Source organism: Actinomadura sp. 1N219, from assembly GCF_044326405.1.
Lineage (GTDB): Bacteria > Actinomycetota > Actinomycetes > Streptosporangiales > Streptosporangiaceae > Spirillospora.
Genome location: NZ_JBIRAY010000001.1, coordinates 814,618 through 831,613, shown reverse-complemented (window position 1 = coordinate 831,613; position 16,996 = coordinate 814,618). Strand labels below are relative to the sequence as shown.

The following is a 16,996-nucleotide window of genomic DNA, read 5'->3' as shown; positions in this document are numbered from 1 at the left end:
CCGGGGATCACGTGTGCCAGTGGCCGACCAGCTCGGAGTACAGGCGGCTGCGGCGCAGCAGGGACTCGTGGGTGCCGAGGACGTGGGCGGAGCCGTCCAGGAGCAGGATCAGGTCGGCGCGCTCGGCGGAGCTGATGCGGTGGGCGATGACGATCAGGGTGCCGCCCTTGTCCGCGAGCGCCTGCTCGGCGCGGGCCTCGGCCGCCGGGTGCAGGTGGCTGGTGGCCTCGTCCAGGACGACGATCGGCGCCGGTGACAGGTAGGCCCGCGCCAGCGTGACGAGCTGGCGTTCTCCCTGCGAGAGCGTGGCGCCGCCGGGCGGGATCTCGGCGTCGTACCCGCCGAGGCGGTCGACGGTCTCGGCGAGCCCGACCGCGTGGACGGCGTCGTCCAGCCAAGCCTCGGCGGGGTCCGGGCACAGGTAGGTCAGGTTCTCGCGCAAGGTCGCGGCGAAGACGTAGCTCTCCTGCGGGATGAGGGTGATGGACGTCTTCGTCCGCGCGGGGTCGAGGGCCGCCCCGCCGAGTGTGATGCGGCCCCGCTGCGGGGTCGCGAGTCCCGTGAGCAGGTTGGCGAGGGTCGACTTGCCCGCCCCGCTGGGGCCGACCACCGCCAGGTGCGTGCCCTCGGGGACGTGCAGCGACAGGTCCTCGATGACGGGCGCGGCGCGCGGTGAGTAGGCGAACGTCACATGCCGGGCTTCGATGTCGAAGCGCCCGGCGGCGGACGGGGCCGAGACGGCGGCCGGGGCGGGCCCCGGGCCGGTGGCGCAGATCTCGGACAGCCTGCCCAGGACCACCGCGAGGCTGAGCAGCAGCGTCCCTCCCGCGTCGACGAGGACGGTGACGCCCGGCTGCAGCCCTGTCACGAGGTAGGCGACCGCCCCCGCGATCTCCCCTGTCGTGAATCCCTGGTGCTCCGTCAGGTAGGGGGACAGCAGGAGCAGCGCGAGCAGCGGCAGATGCACCCCGAACGCCAGCACGGGCACGCGGACCAGGCGCGTCCGGGCGTAGGCGCGCAGCGCTCGGGCCTGGGCGTCGACGACCCGTCCTACCGTGGCGGACGCGCGGTCCTCGGCGGCGCAGGCGACGACGTCCCGGACGCCGTGGACGACCGCCGCCGCGGTCTCGCCGATCTCCTCGGCCCGCAGCACGACGGCGCGGTAGCGGCGGACCTGGAGCCCGATGAACGCGCCGAAGATCCCCAGGCCGATCGCCACCGACAGCCCGGTCACCAGCGCCAGCCGTGGGGAGAGCAGGGCCAGCCCGACGAGCGCGGCGATCCCGGCCGACAGCAGTTGCCGGACGTTGCGCAGCGCGGATCCGAGCAGCGCCCGGACGGCCTCGGCCTGCTCGGTGACCTGGGAGACCCCGGCGCCCGCCGTGCCGGACGCCCCCCGGTTCAGGACGGCGCTCACGACCTCGCCGACCAGGGAGTCGCGGAGCGGCTCGACGGTCGCGGCGAGCCACGGGTAGACCCGGCCCGTCGCCACGGCGCCGGCGACGTACAGCGCCCCGAGCGCGGCCAGCCAGGCCAGGCCCGTCATCGGACGTCCCGCGAGGAAGCCGTGGTCGATGGCGCGGGCCAGCAGTAGCCCGGACGCGAACGCCGGGAGGGCCTCGACGGCCGACCACGCGGCGAGCCGCCGCATCGCCGGCCACTGCCCGCGGACGTGCCGGTGCAGGAGGCGGGCGGCGGGCGCGGCCGTCATGCGGCCCGTTCCTTCCGGCAGGGCCGTCATGCGCCCGCGGCTTCCGGCGTGGCGGCCGGACGCGTCGCGAACACGGCGCGGTAGCCGGGATCCGGCCACAGGTCAGCGTGGGGCGCCAGCACCCGGATCCGGCCCGCGTCGAGCCAGGCGACGAGGTCGGCGCGGGCGGCCGTGGCCGGGCGGCGGGCCACCACGAGGCTGGTGCGTCCGGCCAGGACGCGCTGGAGCGCCTGGGTCACCTTCAGCTCCGTGGCGGTGTCGAGGCTGCTGGTGGCGTCGTCGAGGACGACGATCCGCGCGTCGGTGAGAGCGGCCCTGGCCAGGCCGAGCCGCTGCAGCTCGCCGCCGGAGAGGGGCGCGCGGGCGAGCGGGGTGTCGTACCCGTCCGGGAGCGACCGGACGAAGTCGTCGGCCGCCGCGGCGCGGGCGGCGCGGCGGACCTCGGCGCGCGTCGCGCCGGGACGGGCGTAGGCGATCGTGTCGTGCACGGTGGCGCCGAGCAGCGCGGGACGTTCGAAGGCGTAGGCGACGGCGTGCCGCAACCGCGGGAGCGGAAGATCGGTCACGGGCACGCCGTCCAGCTCGACGACCCCTTCGTCGGGGTCGAGGAGCCGTCCTACGGTCGACACCAGCAGGCTCTTCCCCGTCCCGGACGCGCCGACGACGGCGACGGTGGCGCCGGGCGGGACGTCCAGGTCGAGGCGGTCGAGGACGGCGCGGTCCCCGATCCGGACGGTGACCTGCCGCAGCCGGAGCCGTCCTGGCCCGTCCGGCAAAGGCACCGGGTGGTCTGGCGGCCGCACCGCTGGGACGGCCGCCAGCACCTCGTTGATCCGGCCCGCGCCGACCTGGCAGTTGAGCAGCGCGACGAAGGTGTCGAAGAGGGAGGCCGAGGCGACGGCCATCGCGGCGTAGGACGCGGTCGCCACGAGCTGCCCGGGGGTGACGTCGCCCGTGGCGAGGCGCAGTCCGGCGACGCCGACCACCAGCACCTGCGTGAGGGGCGCGAGGAGCGCGAGCCGCTGACTGACCCGGCCCTGCACCGCCCAGGTCTCCTCCCCCGCCCGGCGCAGTTCGGGGAGCGGCCCGAGGATCCGCCGGGTCTCGGCGGCGGCGGTGCCGCTCGCCTGGATCGTCCGGATGCCCTGCCGGGCGTCGAGCAGCCGGGTCGCGATCGCCGCCTGGCCGGCCTGGTAGCGCGCGAACGGGTCGGTGGCCTGCGTGACGAACAGGCGCAGCGCCACGATCAGCGGCGGGACGCCCGCCGCGAACGCCGCCGCGAGCCACCAGTCGATCATGGCGAGGGCGGTCACGGCGCCCGCCGTCGTCGCGAGCGCGGCCGCCGCCGTCACCAGGAGGACGGGAAACGCCGAAGGCCCCGACGCGCTCTCGGTGAGCCGGGAGAGGACGTCCCCGGTGGGGAAGCGCCGCTGCCCGTGCGGCCCGAGCGCCAGCACCCGTCCGAGCAGCCGATGCCGGAGCCAGACGGTGATGTGGCTGCCGCAGTAGGCGCCGAGGACGTCCTCCGCCGCGTCGGCCAGCAGCGCGACGCCCAGGGTGACGGCCAGCCACGCCGTGGCGGCGCCCAGATCCTCCTGGGTGTGGGCGGCGTCGACGGCCCTGGCCAGCATCACCGGCGTGATCAGCATCGCCGCGACGCGGATCGCCGTGAGCACCGACAGCAGGGCCATGCGCACCCGGAAGCGGCGCAACGCCTCGCGCAGCAGCCGCCGTCCGCCGGCGCGGAGGACGGCGGAGGCGCCGCCCGGCACGACGGCGCCGGCGGAGACTGTCGTTTTCCGGGCCACCCTCGTCGGCTCCGTTCCTTTCACGCGAACGTCTTCTAGACTCGTGGTGGGTCCGGTCACGGACCGGCATCAGCCGGTCCGTGACCGGGGTTCTGCGGGCCGGAAGCTTCTCAGGGGTCCCGGGTTCCGCATGGGGTGCGCGGCACTAGGCGCAGGAAACGCCGACGCACACGGTGTTCAGCAGCGTCAGCAGGCCCACGCAGTTGCACGTGCCTCCGAGCTGGATCCCCTCGAGCTCGATGGGGTCCGACTCGGGCAGCTCCTGCAGAGCGGCCACGAGGTCACCGTCGAACGTGTCCATGTCTTCACCTCCCTTCCTTTTCGGTGGCGTAGGTTCGCTCCGCCGTGAGGCAGAAGCGGACCACCGCTTCGCGCAGGACCGCCGGCCAGGCCTGGACGACGCCGTGATGGTCGTCGTCGACCTCCAGGTAGTCGAAGTCGACTCCCTCGGTCCTGCCCAGTTCGAGGAGGCGCCGCCGCAGCGCCCGGGACTGCCCGGCCGGGACGACCTCGTCCCGGCCGCCGTGGGCGATCAGCAGCGGCGCGGTGAGCGACGCGCAGGCCCGCAGCACGTCGCGTCCGGCCTGCGGTTCGCCGCCCGCCGCGTCCGCCGCGTCCGCTGCGCTCGCCGTGCTCGCTGCGCTCGCCGTGCTCGCTGTGCTCGCCGGGCATCGGCTCAGGCGCGCGACGCGCTCCCTGACCGCGCCGGGGGCGGCCGCGTGCAGGCCGTCCGCCGAGGTGAAGGGCGCGAGCGCCGCGCAGCCCGACCACAGCTCCGGGGACCGGCAGGCCGCGAGCAGGGCGAGGTAGGCACCGTAGCTTCCGCCGAGCACGACCGGACGCGGCAGCCCCGCCGCGTCGCGGTCACGGACGATCGCCTCCGCCAGGTGGACGACGTCGTCCAGGTCGGGGCCGCCCCAGTCGCCGATGACCGGCCGCAGGTGCCGCTCGCCATAGCCGGTGCTGCCCCGGTAGTTGGGCGCGACCACGGCCGCGCCGGCCGCCGCCAGGTGCTGGAAGAGCGGCTCGAACTCGAACCGCCAGGCCGCCAGCGGGCCGCCGTGCAGGGCCAGCACCAGGCGCGGGCGGCTCAGGTCGCCGTAGACGATCGCCTCGATCGGCCCCGCCGGGCCGGGCAGCTCGATCAGGTCGGCGCCGTGCCGGGCGCCGCCGCCTCCCGGGGCGTCCGGGGCCAGTGACCAGCCGGGATTCGCCGGCCGGTCACCGGCCCCGAACGATGACCGGCCGGGTCGCGCCTGATCCGGCACGGTCGCCAAGGTGGGCGGCACGGTCGTCAGGGTCGCCGGCACCGTCGCCAGGGTGGGCGGACGGTGCGGAGCGGCGAAGCGCACATGGATCCGGCCGTCGTCCGTCCAGCGGGCGGGCGCCCACACCATTCCGCGCGGGCCTGGGACGGAGGTGAGCCGGTCCGTCGCCGGGCTGTAGACCGCGAGCCGCGCCACCGCGCCGTCGATCTCCCGGACGAGCAGGCGCTCGCCCGCGGCGTCGAAGGTCAGCGGCGTCCGGAGCGGGGACGACCGGTTCAGGGTCTCGGGGAACCGGACGGGGCCGCCGTCCGGGAACCGCAGCCCGATCTGCTCGGCCCCCGCCTGCTGGACGCCCGGCGACGTCGTCGTGACGGCCAGCGCGCCCGAGCGGGGGCTGTAGGCCGCGATGCGGTCGGTCGTCGTGTCGGACACCGACCAGACCCGGCGCCAGGTGCGTTCGCGCAGGTCGACCAGGATGCCGTCGGTCCGGTGCCCCGGCGTGGTGTGGTCGAGGGCGAGGGTGCGGGGGCCGTCCACCCAGACGCCGCCCGCGAGCACCCCGGGGACGCGCAGGACCGGTTCGAGGCCGGACGCCGCCAGCCGCCAGATTCGCGAGTTCTCCCCATTCTCCTCGACGGCGACGAGCAGCGCCGTCCCCGCCGGTCCCGGCTCGGCGAGCAGGAACCCGCCGAGCATGGAAGGGACCGGCCAGGACCGGGTGACCTGGATCCCGGGCCCGGCCGGTCCCACCGCGAGCACGGTTCCGTGCCCGGCGGGTACTCCGTGATCGTCGGTCGAAGGCCGCAGGAGCAGCACGCGGCCGTCGTCCAGCGGCAGCGCGCCGCACCGCCGGTCGACCACCCGACCGCCGATCATCAACCTGTCGCCGTGGCCGGTGCGGTCGAGCGCACGGCGGGACGGCGAGGGACATGCCAGGTCCCATCGTTCGAGCGTGACGTCGTCCTGCACGGCGCTCAGGCACGCGGCCCACCGGCCGCTCGCGGAGAACGCGAACCCGAACCGGCTCGGGATGAGCGGCGTCTCCGGGAGGACGAGATCCGGCGGCGCCGCCCTCACGACGCCTGCCCCGAACCGGCCACCGCGGTGGTGCGGGCGAGGGCGGGGTAGGCGAGGGCGGGGTCGGCCGTCCACAGGCGGGGGCCGCCGTGCCGGAGCCGCAGCAGGAAGGCCAGGATGCCGCTCATGCCGTCGCCCCAGGTCACCGAGATCTGGCCGAACTCGTCGGGGAACACGGTGTGCCCGTCGCGGTGCGCCCGGTTGGCGAGGATGATCTCGGCGAGGCGCCAGGCGGCGTCGCGGTAGCGGTCCTCGCCGGTGAGCGCCGCCACGTCGAGCAGGAAGTCTCCGTTGCCGGCCAGCCCGTGGCACTGCCCGAGCGGGGCGCGCCAGCGGTGTTCCATGACCGCTTCCGCGGCGCGCTCGGCGTATCGGACGAACCGCTCGTCGCCGGTCGCCGCGCCCAGCCGGGCCAGGAACGCACCGATCCCCGCCCCGCCGTGGCACCAGTACGGTGCCGTCGGCGCGTCTCCGGGGCCCGCGCCCCACATCGCCGACCGCTCGGTGACGGCCGCCGCGTCCAGCAGGTTCTCCCCGACGGCGACGGCCAGGTTCCGGCAGTCGTCGCGGCCGGTCGCCTCGGCGCAGGCGATCAGGAAGTATCCGACCCCGGCGACGCCGTGCGCGAAGCCGTGGTAGCGCTTCCCGGCGAGCTTGGACTCGTGCTGGGCCGGGGCGCTCCAGCCGAGCCCGTCCGGCCCCTTCTCGACGCCCGCGACCAGCGCGTCCGCGGCGGAGGCGGCCCGGTCGGCGTACTGCTCGCGTCCCGTGCGGGCCCACAGGTGGAGGGCGGTCAGGCCGATGCCCGCCGTCCCGTGGGTGACGTCGGGGCCGGGCGCGGCGGGCGGCAGCCGGTCGGCCACGGCCAGCGCGCCGTTGATCAGCTCGGCGTCGTCCAGCGCCAGTCCGGCGTCCAGGACGGCCCATGCGGCGCCCGCGGCGCCGAAGTACAGGCCGGCGGGACGCGCGGTGCCGTCGTTCAAGCGCGCGAGGATCCAGCGGCTCGCGTCCGCGATCGCGTCCGGGAGACCGGGGGCGGCGGCGAGCTCGTGGCAGCGGACCAGCGCGCCCAGGACCCCGGCGGCCCCGTGCTGGACGCTGCACGGGTCGGGCGCACCGTGGACGCAGGACGCGGGCCACAAGGCGCCGCCCTCACCGCGAGTCATCGAGGCCAGCAGATGCCCGGCGATTCCGGTGACCGCGCGCCCGCTCTGCTCCCGCAGCCACTCCGGGCCGTCGTCGTCCGGGAGTGGGGACACCAGAGGCGCCGAATTCTCCGCCGCCCTTTCAGACGGGACGGTCGGCTCGCCGGTGGCCAGGGCGGCGAGCGTTTCGCGGGCCTGCGCCGGGGACAAGCGGTCGCCGGGGTCGTCGGCCATGAGCCCGAGGAGCAGGGCGGTCACGGACGGGGGCAGTGTCAGGCCGCGGGTGCGGGCGCCCAGCAACTCCGCGAGCCGTCCGGACGCGGACCTCGTCGCGGGAACCTCGTCCAGGAGGAACGGCGGGCCGCCGGTGATCACATGGCAGAGCGTCGCGCCGAGGCCGAAATGGTCGGCCGTGGGGTGCGGGGACGCCCCGTCCATCTGCTCGGGCGCCGCGTAGCCGGGGGTGCCCGCGCGCAGCGGCCCCCGCTCGGGGTCTCCGGCGGTCACCGCCAGTTCCAGGTCGATGAGGACGGGCGTGCCGTCCGGCCGGACCATGATGTTGTTCGGGTTGAAGTCGCGCAGGACGATCCCCGCGTCGTGCGCCTCATGCATCAGCCCGGCCAGCCGTTGCGCCATCGCCAGGGCCGCGGGCAGGTGCGGGCCCCATCCGCGGTCGGCGATGAGGTCCGCCGTCCACTGCCGCAGCGAGGTTCCCGGGATCATCTCCTGCGCCAGGAACAGGTGGCCGCTCTGGGTGAACAGTTCGACGGGGCGCGGGGCGAGGCCCAGGCGCTCGATGGCGGCGAGCGCCCGGGCCTCCGCCCGGAGGCGGTCGCGGATGTCCGTCCCGTTCTCGTCGGCGGCCACGTGCGGGCGCGCCTCCTTGATCACCACCGGGTCGCCGTTGAGGGTGTCGACCGCGCGGTACACGCCGCCCTTGTTGGTGTGGCGGATCGCCTCCCGGACCGCGAAACGCGTTCCGATCAGTATCTCGCTCCGGTTGCCGCCATTGGCATTGCCGCCGCCGGCGTCCGGGGCCGTGCTTTGACCGCTCGGCCGGTGGTCGGGGAAGGGACATTCGACCCAGGAAGGCGGCAGATATCTGCCGGTTCGCCGGTCTTCCACGGCATTGCCGTCGGGGTCGAGGATCATCCAGGCATAGAACCCGTCGTTGGTAATCCGGCGATCTTCGACGAAGGCGCCGTACCGGTAATGGACGAGACTGCCCGGAGCGTAGGGCCGGTCGGACAGAATGCGCGGCCCGGCAAGGCCGTCCGTCGCCCGGTGCAATTCCAGCGCCAGCCGGACGGCCTCGTCGTCGCTCCGCGGATAGACGGTGATGAACTTGCCCGAATGCCCGCGGGACGTGTTGCGCGCGTTCAGCGCCGCGACGCGATCATGGTCGGCGGCGAACTTGAAGGAGGAGTCTCCGGCGAGGAGCACCGCGAGCGAGCGCGAGAGCACCTCGACGGCCGACGCAGGCGTGGCGGAGACGTGCAGTTTCCACCCCTGTGCTGGGCAGACGCCGCCCTCACGTTCGAGGTGGCACCACATGGCGCCGCGGCGCGCCGTCCAGCCGGCCGTGCCGGGCGACGAGGCGAGCGCCCGGTCCAGTACCTCGATCAGCCGGCCGTCCCCGGCGCCTGGAGACGTCGCGCCGGAGAAGACGCTGAAATTGAATTCCGCCATGTGGGTTGCCGCCCTCTTTCCGCTTCGTCCCGGCTTCCGGTCCGTCTCGCGGGTGTGCTCGTTCGTCTTTCCGATCTATCGCCTTCGATCATTAAATGTAGGCATTCGGCGAACGAGAACAAGGTAGCCACGGAACCCCGGGCGGCGCCAGCGGACGCCTCTCGGCGACTTTTGCCGAAGCGATACAAGGGCCTTACTGATTACGGGGCATCGTGTGACCGATGTGGCCGCAGAGATGATCCAAATAGCGGCGGCGTCCCGGAATGCGAATAATGTCCGCCTTGGCCGTCTAATGAATCGGCACGGATTTTACCAATTCGGCGACGAATCAGTTTCGGTGCTGGTCATGGCCGATGGCTGCCACATCCACCGCTGGCGAGTCGCCGACGCGATGTGCTACTCGCCGTGGACCTGTCAGCCCTGCCGGCCCGCCGCCGTCCGATAGGGGCGGAAGAAGGCGCGGAGTTCCTCGGCGTAAAGCTCGGGCTCCTCGAACGGCGCGAAGTGTCCGCCGCGCGCGGGCTCGGTCACGCGCACGACGTTCGTGGTGCGCTCAAGCCACGCCCGCGGGGGCCGGACGATGTCGCCGCGGAAGAGCGAGAACCCGGACGGCACCTCGACCCGGCGGGCGAGCTGGGCGGGCGGGATCGCGGCATTCGCGTGGTACATGCGCATCGACGAGCCGATCGTCCCCGTGAGCCAGTAGAGGGTGACGTTCGTGAGGATCTCGTCCTTGGTGAAGCGCCGCTCGACGTCCCCGTCGCAGTCGCTCCACGACCGGAGCTTCTCGACGATCCAGGCGGCGAGCCCCGCCGGCGAGTCGGTGAGCCCGAAGGCGGCGGTCTGCGGCTTCGTGCGATGGACGGCGCCGTACGCGCCCTCGGCGGCGCCCCAGGCCGCGGCTCTCTGAAACCAGTCGCGCTCTTCGGGGGTGAGGTCCGCCGGGTCGCCGGCGTAGGCGGGCAGGCCCCCGTCCGTCCGGTGGACGGCCACGACCCGGTCGGCGTGGTCGAGCCCGAGGTACCGGCTCACGTGGCTGCCGATGTCCCCGCCCGCCGCGCCGAACCGCTCATATCCGAGGACGCCCATCAGCTCGGCCCACAGACCGGCGACCGCGATCGAGTCGAGCGGCTTCCCGGCAGGACGATCGGAGTACCCGTAACCGGGGATGTCGGGCACGACCACGTCGAACGCGTCGGCGGGATCGGCACCATGCGCACCCGGATCGGTGAGAAGCGGGATGACTTTCGTATAGCGCCAGAACGAGTCCGGCCAGCCGTGGCTGAGGACCAGCGGCAGGACCGGCCCGGCCGGTGCCACGGCCCGCGCGTGCACAAAGTGAATCCCGAGTCCGCCGACCCCGACCCGGAAGCGGGGCAGTCGCGCGAGCCGCGCCTCCTGCGCCGGCCAGTCGAACCCGTCCGCCCAGTAGGCGACGAGATCGCGGAGATAGTCGAGGTCGGTTCCGAGCGACCACCCGGCGTCCTCGGGCGCGTCCGGCCAGCGCGTCGCATGCAGCCGCGCACGAAGATCCTCCAGCGCTGCAGGCTCGGCCTCCGCCGTGAACGCCTCAAGCCGATGCAACCCGTCCGACATACACCCACCCTACGCGCGACCCTTAAGGCTGAGCGCCAGGGTCGGGCTTCTCGAACAGCCGTTTGTCCAGCCGCTGCCACCACAGCTCAGGCTCAGGTTCATAGGGAAGGTCCGCGAGACCGTCGTGGTCGAGCAACTGTTGAAGGCCCTCGTTCTGTGTCCGCTCTTCTCTTGTGTCGGCGGGCTTGGGAATGCCGATCCGCTTATACAGCGCCTCGCGGTTCAACAGGATGAGCGCGGCCATCGCCGTGCCGTATTCGCGAGCGGTCACGACGGCGCCGCGATAGAAAAGGTAGGCGAATCCGTACGGGATCAGGCTGATCATGAGCCACAGGCCGTCCTGCCAGAGGAAAGCGATGGACAACGCGCAGGCGATCAGGGACGTGACGCTCATCCGCACCGCGAGATCAAGAGCTCCACGCTGATCGTTCAGATATTCGACGTCCTTTTCCTGCCCGACCAGCGCGAGCAGTGGGACGACCTGGATGGTGTTCAGCCTGTAGGGCTTTCCCGATTCGGTCTCATACCGGCGCAGCACGTTGCCGAGCCGGGTCGGCATGAAGAGCTCCGGCTTTTTCGGGAACGATGTGCTCACTCTGCCCGACTCGAAGTGCGTCGTCCTGAGCCAATGCCGCGATGGATCGCTGAGTTCGGGGTGGCCATCGATATGCATCTCAAGGGCCATTTCCTCTGCTCGCAAGGCTCTGACGTGATGCCATCTCCGCATCGCACGCTTGGTGGCCATCAGGCGAGCGGTCTTCGACGTCCCCCAATAGCCCTCGTAGAGCTGAACGAGCGCGAACTGGAGGGGATGGAGCACGAGCCCCGCGAGCAGCGAGACGACCGAGAGCGCCGCGGCGGCGCCCAGGCCGATGCCGGTGACGGCGCTGGCGGCGCGCTTCCAGTCGGGCGGACCGCTCCAGGCACCGCTCGACACCAGCACGTACACATAGAAGACCAGTACGGCGGACGGCAGTGCGCTGACCAGGCTGAAATAGCGTCCGACTCGTGCCCCCGCGGCACCTCCGAGATCGGGTGCGCTCATGGCGGCTTCAACGTTCTTTCAGCTCGTGCTGGTTTTTGCAGATCAATTTTCCGTCTCTCAGCCGCACCGCTTCTCCACAGCCCTGCTGCGGGCACGAGAAAATCCGGACGTGACCGGAGGGGCACTCGAAATAGCCGTCGCTGCGGAGCCTGCCCTGGTAATGCTCACCGCACGAACGGCACGGCTTGTAAACGGTGCCGCCGCGGATGGTCACTCCGGGTGGGGTGAACGGCCCTGAATGTGTCATGTCAGGGGGCTCCCGCTGCGCTGGCCTGCTCGCTCGCCCGTGGGATCGGGCGCGGACGGATGGTGCGGACGAGACGGACGACCGCTCGCCAGGGAGGGCCGGTTCTGCCAATATCGAAGCGTGGCGCAGACACCGACCTCCAGCGTCGCCGGCGAGCAGGTGCTCCCCGTTGATCCTCCGCCGCCCCAGGGCGACCGGGCAAGAGGTCTGCCGATTTGGATATGGCCGGCACTTGCCATAACGCTGGTCGCGGTCGGCGGGGAGTTCTTCGGGACGAGCGGTTCTCTCGCGGCACTGGGCGTTTGCCTCGCGGTCGGCTTCGTCCTCATGGGCCGGGCGCTCAACCCACGAGAACAGGGCTTCGCGGTCGCGCTCGCGATCCTTTTCGCCGGGCTGGCGGCGCTCGTCATCCACGCTTCGTCCGCGCGAGACCTCGTCGATCTGGGGACGACGGACAAGAAACCGGCGGGCCCGGTCGATCTGCGCGGAAAGGCCCTGACCGCAGACGTCGTGAATCGGACCGATTTTCGTGGGGCACTGCTGGCCGGGGCGCAGTTGGGTGGATTGGATCTGCGGCACGAGAACTTCGCCGGTGCGTCCGCCCAGGGCATCACTTTGTCGAGGACCCGGCTGGACGGCGTGAGCTTCCGCGGCGCAGATCTGCGCGGCGCGGATCTCAGGGACGCGTGCCTGCGCCGCGCCGATCTGACCGGGGCCAATCTGGGCGGGGCGTGGGTCGATCGTGCCGATCTCGACGGTGCGGTGTATGACGAGGTCGCCGGGAAGACCTGGAGCGGGAAGCCCTCTGGCGGTGCCTGCCGGTGACCCGTGCGGCAAAGCGAGCCACAGATTAGTTCGGCGTTGATGATCACCATCAAGAGTCCCCGGAATGGCGTCTGAGCACCGGAAAAGGGGGGAAGCTGACGGAAGAAGCTTCCCTTTTAGGCAGTTTTCTCGGATTGTTCGACCTTCGGGCAAAGCCTAGTGTTATGGCCCGGCGGCCCAGCTCCCGGCCGTCCGCGCCACGGGTACGGAGGCGAACGAGAATGGGTACGGTCAGGAAGATCCAGAGACGGCCGAGGGCCCGGCGCCCGGTCTTGATCGCGGTCGCCGCGCTGCTCGGCGCAGGTGGCGTCGGCGGGCTCGTGGCCCCGGCGAACGCCGCCGAGGGCCACGTGATCAACGCGGACTCGCCCGGCACCGTCGACGGCCAGTACATCGTCGCGCTGAAGGGCGCGACGTCCCTCGCGCCCGGAGCCGACGCCCCGGTGGCAGCCCAGGCGCAGGATCTAGCGGGCCGTTATGGCGGCTCCGTGCAGGGCGTCTTCAGCGCCGTGATGCGCGGCTTCGCCGCCGACATGACCGCCGCGCAGGCCCGCCGCCTGGCCGCGGATCCGGCGGTGCGGTACGTGCAGAAGTCGGTGCTGGTCCGGACGGCGGCCGGAGGCGGCACGCAGCCCAATCCGCCGAGCTGGGGCACGGACCGTGTCGACGGCAAGCAGGACCGCGTCTACACCTACCCGGGCGCGGGCACCGGCGTCAGCGTCTACGTCCTGGACACCGGAGTCCGGATCAGCCACCGGACGTTCGAGGGCAGGGCGGTCGACGGCTACGACTTCGTCGACAAGGACACCACCGCGCAGGACTGCCACGGCCACGGCACCCATGTGGCGGGCACCGTGGGCGGCAAGGAGTACGGCGTCGCCAAGGACGCCAAGATCGTCGCGGTGCGGGTCCTGGACTGCGACGGCTACTCCCCCGACCGGCTCGCCATCCAGGGCTTGGAGTGGGTGGCGAAGAACGCCCAGAAGCCCGCCGTCGGCAACATGAGCATCGCCTCCGACCCGCCCGTCCCCGAGCCGGAGGCGTTCCGCGAGGCGACAAGGGGCGCGATCCGCGCGGGCATCCAGTTCGCGATCGCGGCCGGCAACGACTCAAGGAACGGCTGCGACGCGCCCGGCGATGTGTCCGAGGCCGTCACGCTCGGGTCGACGGACGAGGGCGACGGGGTGTCCTACTTCTCCAACTACGGCCGCTGCCTCGACCTGTTCGCGCCGGGCGGCGACATCACCTCGGCCGACAACGGGTCCGACACCGGCTCGACGGTGCTCGGCGGGACGTCGATGGCGACGCCGCACGCGGCCGGGGCGCTCGCGATCTACATGGAGACCCACCCGAACGCGACGCCGCTGGAGGCACGGAACGCGGTGGTCAACGCGGCGCAGCGGGGCGTCATCTCCAATCCCGGCAGCGGCTCCCCGAACCTCCTGCTGAACGTCACCGCGCTGGGGAGGCTCGGCCAAACCCGCTAGTACCGGCCCTGTCGCATTCCGGCCAAGGTGAGCCGCTCGCTCGCGCCGGGCGGCCGGGTCGGCTGGAATGGAGCGAGTGAGGAACGCGGACGGGCCTTCGGCCCATGGTCGGGGACTGCGGGCGACGGCGTTGCTCGCCGTCGTCCTGTCCGCGGCCACCTCGTGCTCGACGTCCGGCGAGGCGGGGCCGGAAGAATCGGTGAGCCGATCGCCGGCGCAAGCCGGGCGGCAGCACGGGATCGCCTTGCCGTCCTGGGACTCCGGTGACTACGCCGGTCCGCAGGTGGGCGCCTATGTCGCGTCGATCGCCGCTGCGGGCGCGTCCTGGATCCAGCTCAACCCCACCTGGTACCAGCGGTCGCCGCAGGACGCCGAGATGCACCGCACGGAGCAGACGGCCAGCGACACGAGCGTGCGGCACATCGTTCGCCTGGCACGGCAGGCAGGGCTCCGCGTCCTGCTGAAACCGCACGTGGATCTGCCCGGCGACAGGGACCGGGCTGAAATCAAGCCACGGGACGCGCGCCGCTGGTACGCCGCCTACTCGCGCTTCATCGGCCACTACGCCGACCTGGCGCGGGAGACCGGCGTTGACGAGTTGTCGGTCGGCACCGAGTTGGCCGGGTTGTCGGGTGACCGGCGTCCCTGGCTGGCCATCGTCAAGGCAGTGCGCGCGAAGTTCCACGGGACGCTCGTCTACGCCGCCAACTACGACGAGTACGAGCAGGTTGCGTTCTGGGACGTCCTCGACCTGATCGGCATCGACGCCTACTGGCCGCTGGCCGACCGTCCCACCACCGACGTCGCCGCGCTGCGTCGCGCCTGGACGCCGATCCTGCAGCGGGTCGGACGCTTCTCCGCGCGCCAGGGACGCAAGGTCCTGTTCACCGAGGCCGGGTACGTGAGCCAGCGAGGGTCCACGACCGAGCCGTGGGCCTGGGACATCAGCAAGGCGGACGGGGCCGCGGAGCAGGCCGCCGCCTACGAGGCCCTGCTGGCGAGCTGCACCGGCCGGTCATGGTGGGCGGGCGTCCACTGGTGGATGTGGGACGACTGGCCCGGCGCGGCCGAGACCCCTCCGGGCCTCTCGTACTCGCCGCACGGCAAGCCCGCGGAGCGGATCCTCCGGCGCTGGTGGCGTCCCAGGTAACGCCCAGCAAGGAGTTAGCGCCGAAGGATCCGCGCCCTCTTACGGGACGAGGCTCGCCGGGTCGACGAAGGTGTAACCGAGGTCCCGGATGCCGTTCACGATCTCCGTGAGCGGGCCCGTCCCGAAGTACGGGTGGTAGAAGGTGCTCGCGAAGCCGTCCCGCACCGCGAGGTTGTACCGGGCCGCCCGGACGATGTCGGCGGGCGTCCGCGCCGCGTGGTTGTTCGCCGGTTCGGGCTCGTAGTTCCCGAGGTTCTCCGGCAGGACGGTCGCCCCGCCGATGTCACGGACCGGGTACGGGAAGAACTGGCCGATGTACCGCTGCCCGTCGATCGGGCCGCCGGAGAGCTGGCCCGCGAAGTACAGGCTGCGCTCCAGCCGCGCGGCGTAGGACTGCTTGACGGCCTCGTAGGCGAGGGCCGAGCCCGCGTAGTGCGGGGTCGTCCAGATGTCGGGCGTGGGCAGCCCGGCCGGTGCGTACAAGGCCTTGCCCGTGGTGATCCGCTGGGACGCCCACGCCAGGGAGTCCTCCGGGACGGGGCCGTCGAGGATGACGGAGTTGTTCGCGTCGATGTGCGAGCGGAAGAACTCGAAGTCGTCGCCCGTCACGCCGGTGTAGGGGTTCTGGACGTCCTGGTACTGGTGGGTGTAGCCGTGCGCCACGATCCGTCCGCCGTTGGCGACCAGGTACTTCAGCGCGTCGACGACCTGCGGTCGCTGGGCCAGCGTGACGGTCTCCGGGACGCCGTCGTTGTAGACCCCCTTCGGGTCGGTGTAGACGGGGATCACCTGGAACGCGTACGGGATGTTCTGCGAGGCCAGGTACTGGGCGACGGCCATCAGGTCGGCGGGGTCGCTCGCCGGGCTGATGTCCTCCAAGCGCAGGACGGCGCGGTGCCGGGCGGGCGTGTCGGGGGCGAGGGCGTCGAAGAGCAGGTCGTGCCAGGCGATGATCCGGTCGGTCTCGTTGGTGTAGGCGTAGGGGATCTCGCCGAGATAGGTCAGGTTGGCCGACTTGATCGCCCACGGGAAGGCCGTCGCCGGGGTCGTGCTGGTGTCCTGGGCCGTCGCGAGGGTGGTCACCGCGGCCGGGTCGGTGATGGCGGGACGCAGGATGCCGCCGTCCGCCCCGGCGGGGATGGTGCGGGTCAGCGGCTCGTTCTTGTAGTCGACCCGGGTGACGTTCCCGACCGGCTCGAAGGACGACCGGGTCGGGTCCCACCCGTACTTGCGGGTGAAGGCGGGCACGCCGACCTTGCCGGCGAGGGTCCAGATGTTGTCGTTCATCCACACGACGGGCTTGGCGGTCGCGGCCACGTCGGCGTAGAACGCGTCCGGGATGGCGTCGGGGACGGACCCGCCGTAGTAGGTCGAGCCGACGTAGATGGTGGCGGTGTGCTGCTCGACCTCCCCGGCGGCGTACTGCTGGACGGGCTTGGCCGAGACGGCGCCGAAGCCGCCGGCCAGGTTCGCGGTGGCCATCCCGTACAGCTCGCCGAGGAACCCGTACGGTCCGGCCGTGTCGTAGAGCACGAGAGCCGACGCGTCAGCGGCCCCCCGCGGCGCGGGCCGCCTGGTAGGCGGCGTGAGGTTGAGCCCCTTGAGCGGGCGGATCGCCGGTGGTTTCGCCTGCCGGCGCCGGTCGGCCGTCCGCTGGGTCTTGGCCCATTCCTTCAGCTTCAGCGCGGACGCCGGGCGTCCGAGGGAGTGCGGTTCGGCGTGCCGGGCGTCCGGCCCGGCGTGGCCCGGTGCGGCCGCACCCCCGGCCGTCCCGGCCCCCGCGTCCGGGACGGTCTGCACGGCCAACGCGGTCACCACCGCCAGCAGGACAGCCCCTTTTCGGCTGCGCCATTTCATGGTCATGGAACTGCCTCCACGTCCTCAACGAAGAGTGAAAAACTCCGCACCCTGGGCGAAATTTCGCGCCACACCCGCGGAAATCGATGCG

The 16,996-nt window shown here is 72.4% G+C and carries 11 protein-coding genes; 3 read left to right on the top strand and 8 right to left on the bottom strand.

Annotated elements, in window-relative coordinates; translation table 11 throughout:
• Positions 1–7: 7 nt before the first annotated feature.
• The 7 genes from ACH35V_RS03740 to ACH35V_RS03710 form a co-directional block, all read right to left on the bottom strand.
• The gene (locus ACH35V_RS03740) at positions 8–1,711 is read right to left on the bottom strand and encodes an ABC transporter ATP-binding protein (RefSeq protein ID WP_395970087.1); all 1,704 of its coding nucleotides are present in this window, start codon (positions 1,709–1,711) and stop codon (positions 8–10) included.
• A 26-nt stretch (positions 1,712–1,737) separates the two neighbouring features.
• The gene (locus ACH35V_RS03735; protein WP_395970086.1) at positions 1,738–3,519 is read right to left on the bottom strand and encodes an ABC transporter ATP-binding protein; all 1,782 of its coding nucleotides are present in this window, start codon (positions 3,517–3,519) and stop codon (positions 1,738–1,740) included.
• 145 nt (positions 3,520–3,664) lie between these two features.
• Positions 3,665–3,820 (bottom strand): VenA family class IV lanthipeptide, encoded by a 156-nt coding sequence (locus ACH35V_RS03730; RefSeq protein WP_395970085.1) that lies wholly within the window; start codon positions 3,818–3,820, stop codon positions 3,665–3,667.
• Between the two features lie 4 nt (positions 3,821–3,824).
• Entirely contained in the window at positions 3,825–5,864 is a 2,040-nt protein-coding gene (locus tag ACH35V_RS03725; protein WP_395970084.1) for an alpha/beta hydrolase family protein, read from the bottom strand.
• A complete protein-coding gene (gene lanL, locus ACH35V_RS03720; RefSeq protein WP_395970083.1) occupies positions 5,861–8,698 on the bottom strand; it encodes a class IV lanthionine synthetase LanL in 2,838 nt (945 codons plus the stop codon). The genes ACH35V_RS03725 and lanL overlap by 4 nt, the downstream gene beginning before the upstream one ends.
• Positions 8,699–9,112: 414 nt before the next feature.
• Positions 9,113–10,294 (bottom strand): epoxide hydrolase family protein, encoded by a 1,182-nt coding sequence (locus tag ACH35V_RS03715; RefSeq protein WP_395970082.1) that lies wholly within the window; start codon positions 10,292–10,294, stop codon positions 9,113–9,115.
• A 22-nt stretch (positions 10,295–10,316) separates the two neighbouring features.
• Entirely contained in the window at positions 10,317–11,339 is a 1,023-nt protein-coding gene (locus tag ACH35V_RS03710; protein ID WP_395970081.1) for a hypothetical protein, read from the bottom strand.
• Between the two features lie 367 nt (positions 11,340–11,706).
• On the opposite strand from ACH35V_RS03710, the gene ACH35V_RS03705 reads away from it, so the two are divergent.
• The 3 genes from ACH35V_RS03705 (at position 11,707) to ACH35V_RS03695 (ending at position 15,048) form a co-directional block, all read left to right on the top strand.
• A complete protein-coding gene (locus ACH35V_RS03705; protein ID WP_395970080.1) occupies positions 11,707–12,411 on the top strand; it encodes a pentapeptide repeat-containing protein in 705 nt (234 codons plus the stop codon).
• Between the two features lie 221 nt (positions 12,412–12,632).
• Positions 12,633–13,898 carry a S8 family peptidase gene (locus ACH35V_RS03700; RefSeq protein ID WP_395970079.1) on the top strand — a complete coding sequence of 422 codons (1,266 nt, stop codon included), beginning with the start codon at positions 12,633–12,635 and terminating at the stop codon, positions 13,896–13,898.
• A gap of 199 nt (positions 13,899–14,097) precedes the next feature.
• The gene (locus ACH35V_RS03695; protein WP_395970078.1) at positions 14,098–15,048 is read left to right on the top strand and encodes a glycoside hydrolase family 113; all 951 of its coding nucleotides are present in this window, start codon (positions 14,098–14,100) and stop codon (positions 15,046–15,048) included.
• A gap of 39 nt (positions 15,049–15,087) precedes the next feature.
• Here the strand turns inward: ACH35V_RS03695 and ACH35V_RS03690 are convergent, their stop codons facing one another.
• Positions 15,088–16,911, bottom strand: coding sequence for a DUF2334 domain-containing protein (locus ACH35V_RS03690; protein WP_395970077.1), 1,824 nt, complete (start codon positions 16,909–16,911; stop codon positions 15,088–15,090).
• Positions 16,912–16,996 lie beyond the last annotated feature (85 nt).

What these genes read in the sequence shown, in the direction of transcription:
- ACH35V_RS03690 (WP_395970077.1), bottom strand. Translation starts at nt 16,911, where the DNA reads ATGACCATGAAATGGCGCAGCCGAAAAGGGGCTGTCCTGCTGGCGGTG.
- ACH35V_RS03710 (WP_395970081.1), bottom strand. Translation starts at nt 11,339, where the DNA reads ATGAGCGCACCCGATCTCGGAGGTGCCGCGGGGGCACGAGTCGGACGC.
- ACH35V_RS03730 (WP_395970085.1), bottom strand. Translation starts at nt 3,820, where the DNA reads ATGGACACGTTCGACGGTGACCTCGTGGCCGCTCTGCAGGAGCTGCCC.
- lanL (WP_395970083.1), bottom strand. Translation starts at nt 8,698, where the DNA reads ATGGCGGAATTCAATTTCAGCGTCTTCTCCGGCGCGACGTCTCCAGGC.
- ACH35V_RS03740 (WP_395970087.1), bottom strand. Translation starts at nt 1,711, where the DNA reads ATGACGGCCGCGCCCGCCGCCCGCCTCCTGCACCGGCACGTCCGCGGG.
- ACH35V_RS03715 (WP_395970082.1), bottom strand. Translation starts at nt 10,294, where the DNA reads ATGTCGGACGGGTTGCATCGGCTTGAGGCGTTCACGGCGGAGGCCGAG.
- ACH35V_RS03700 (WP_395970079.1), top strand. Translation starts at nt 12,633, where the DNA reads ATGGGTACGGTCAGGAAGATCCAGAGACGGCCGAGGGCCCGGCGCCCG.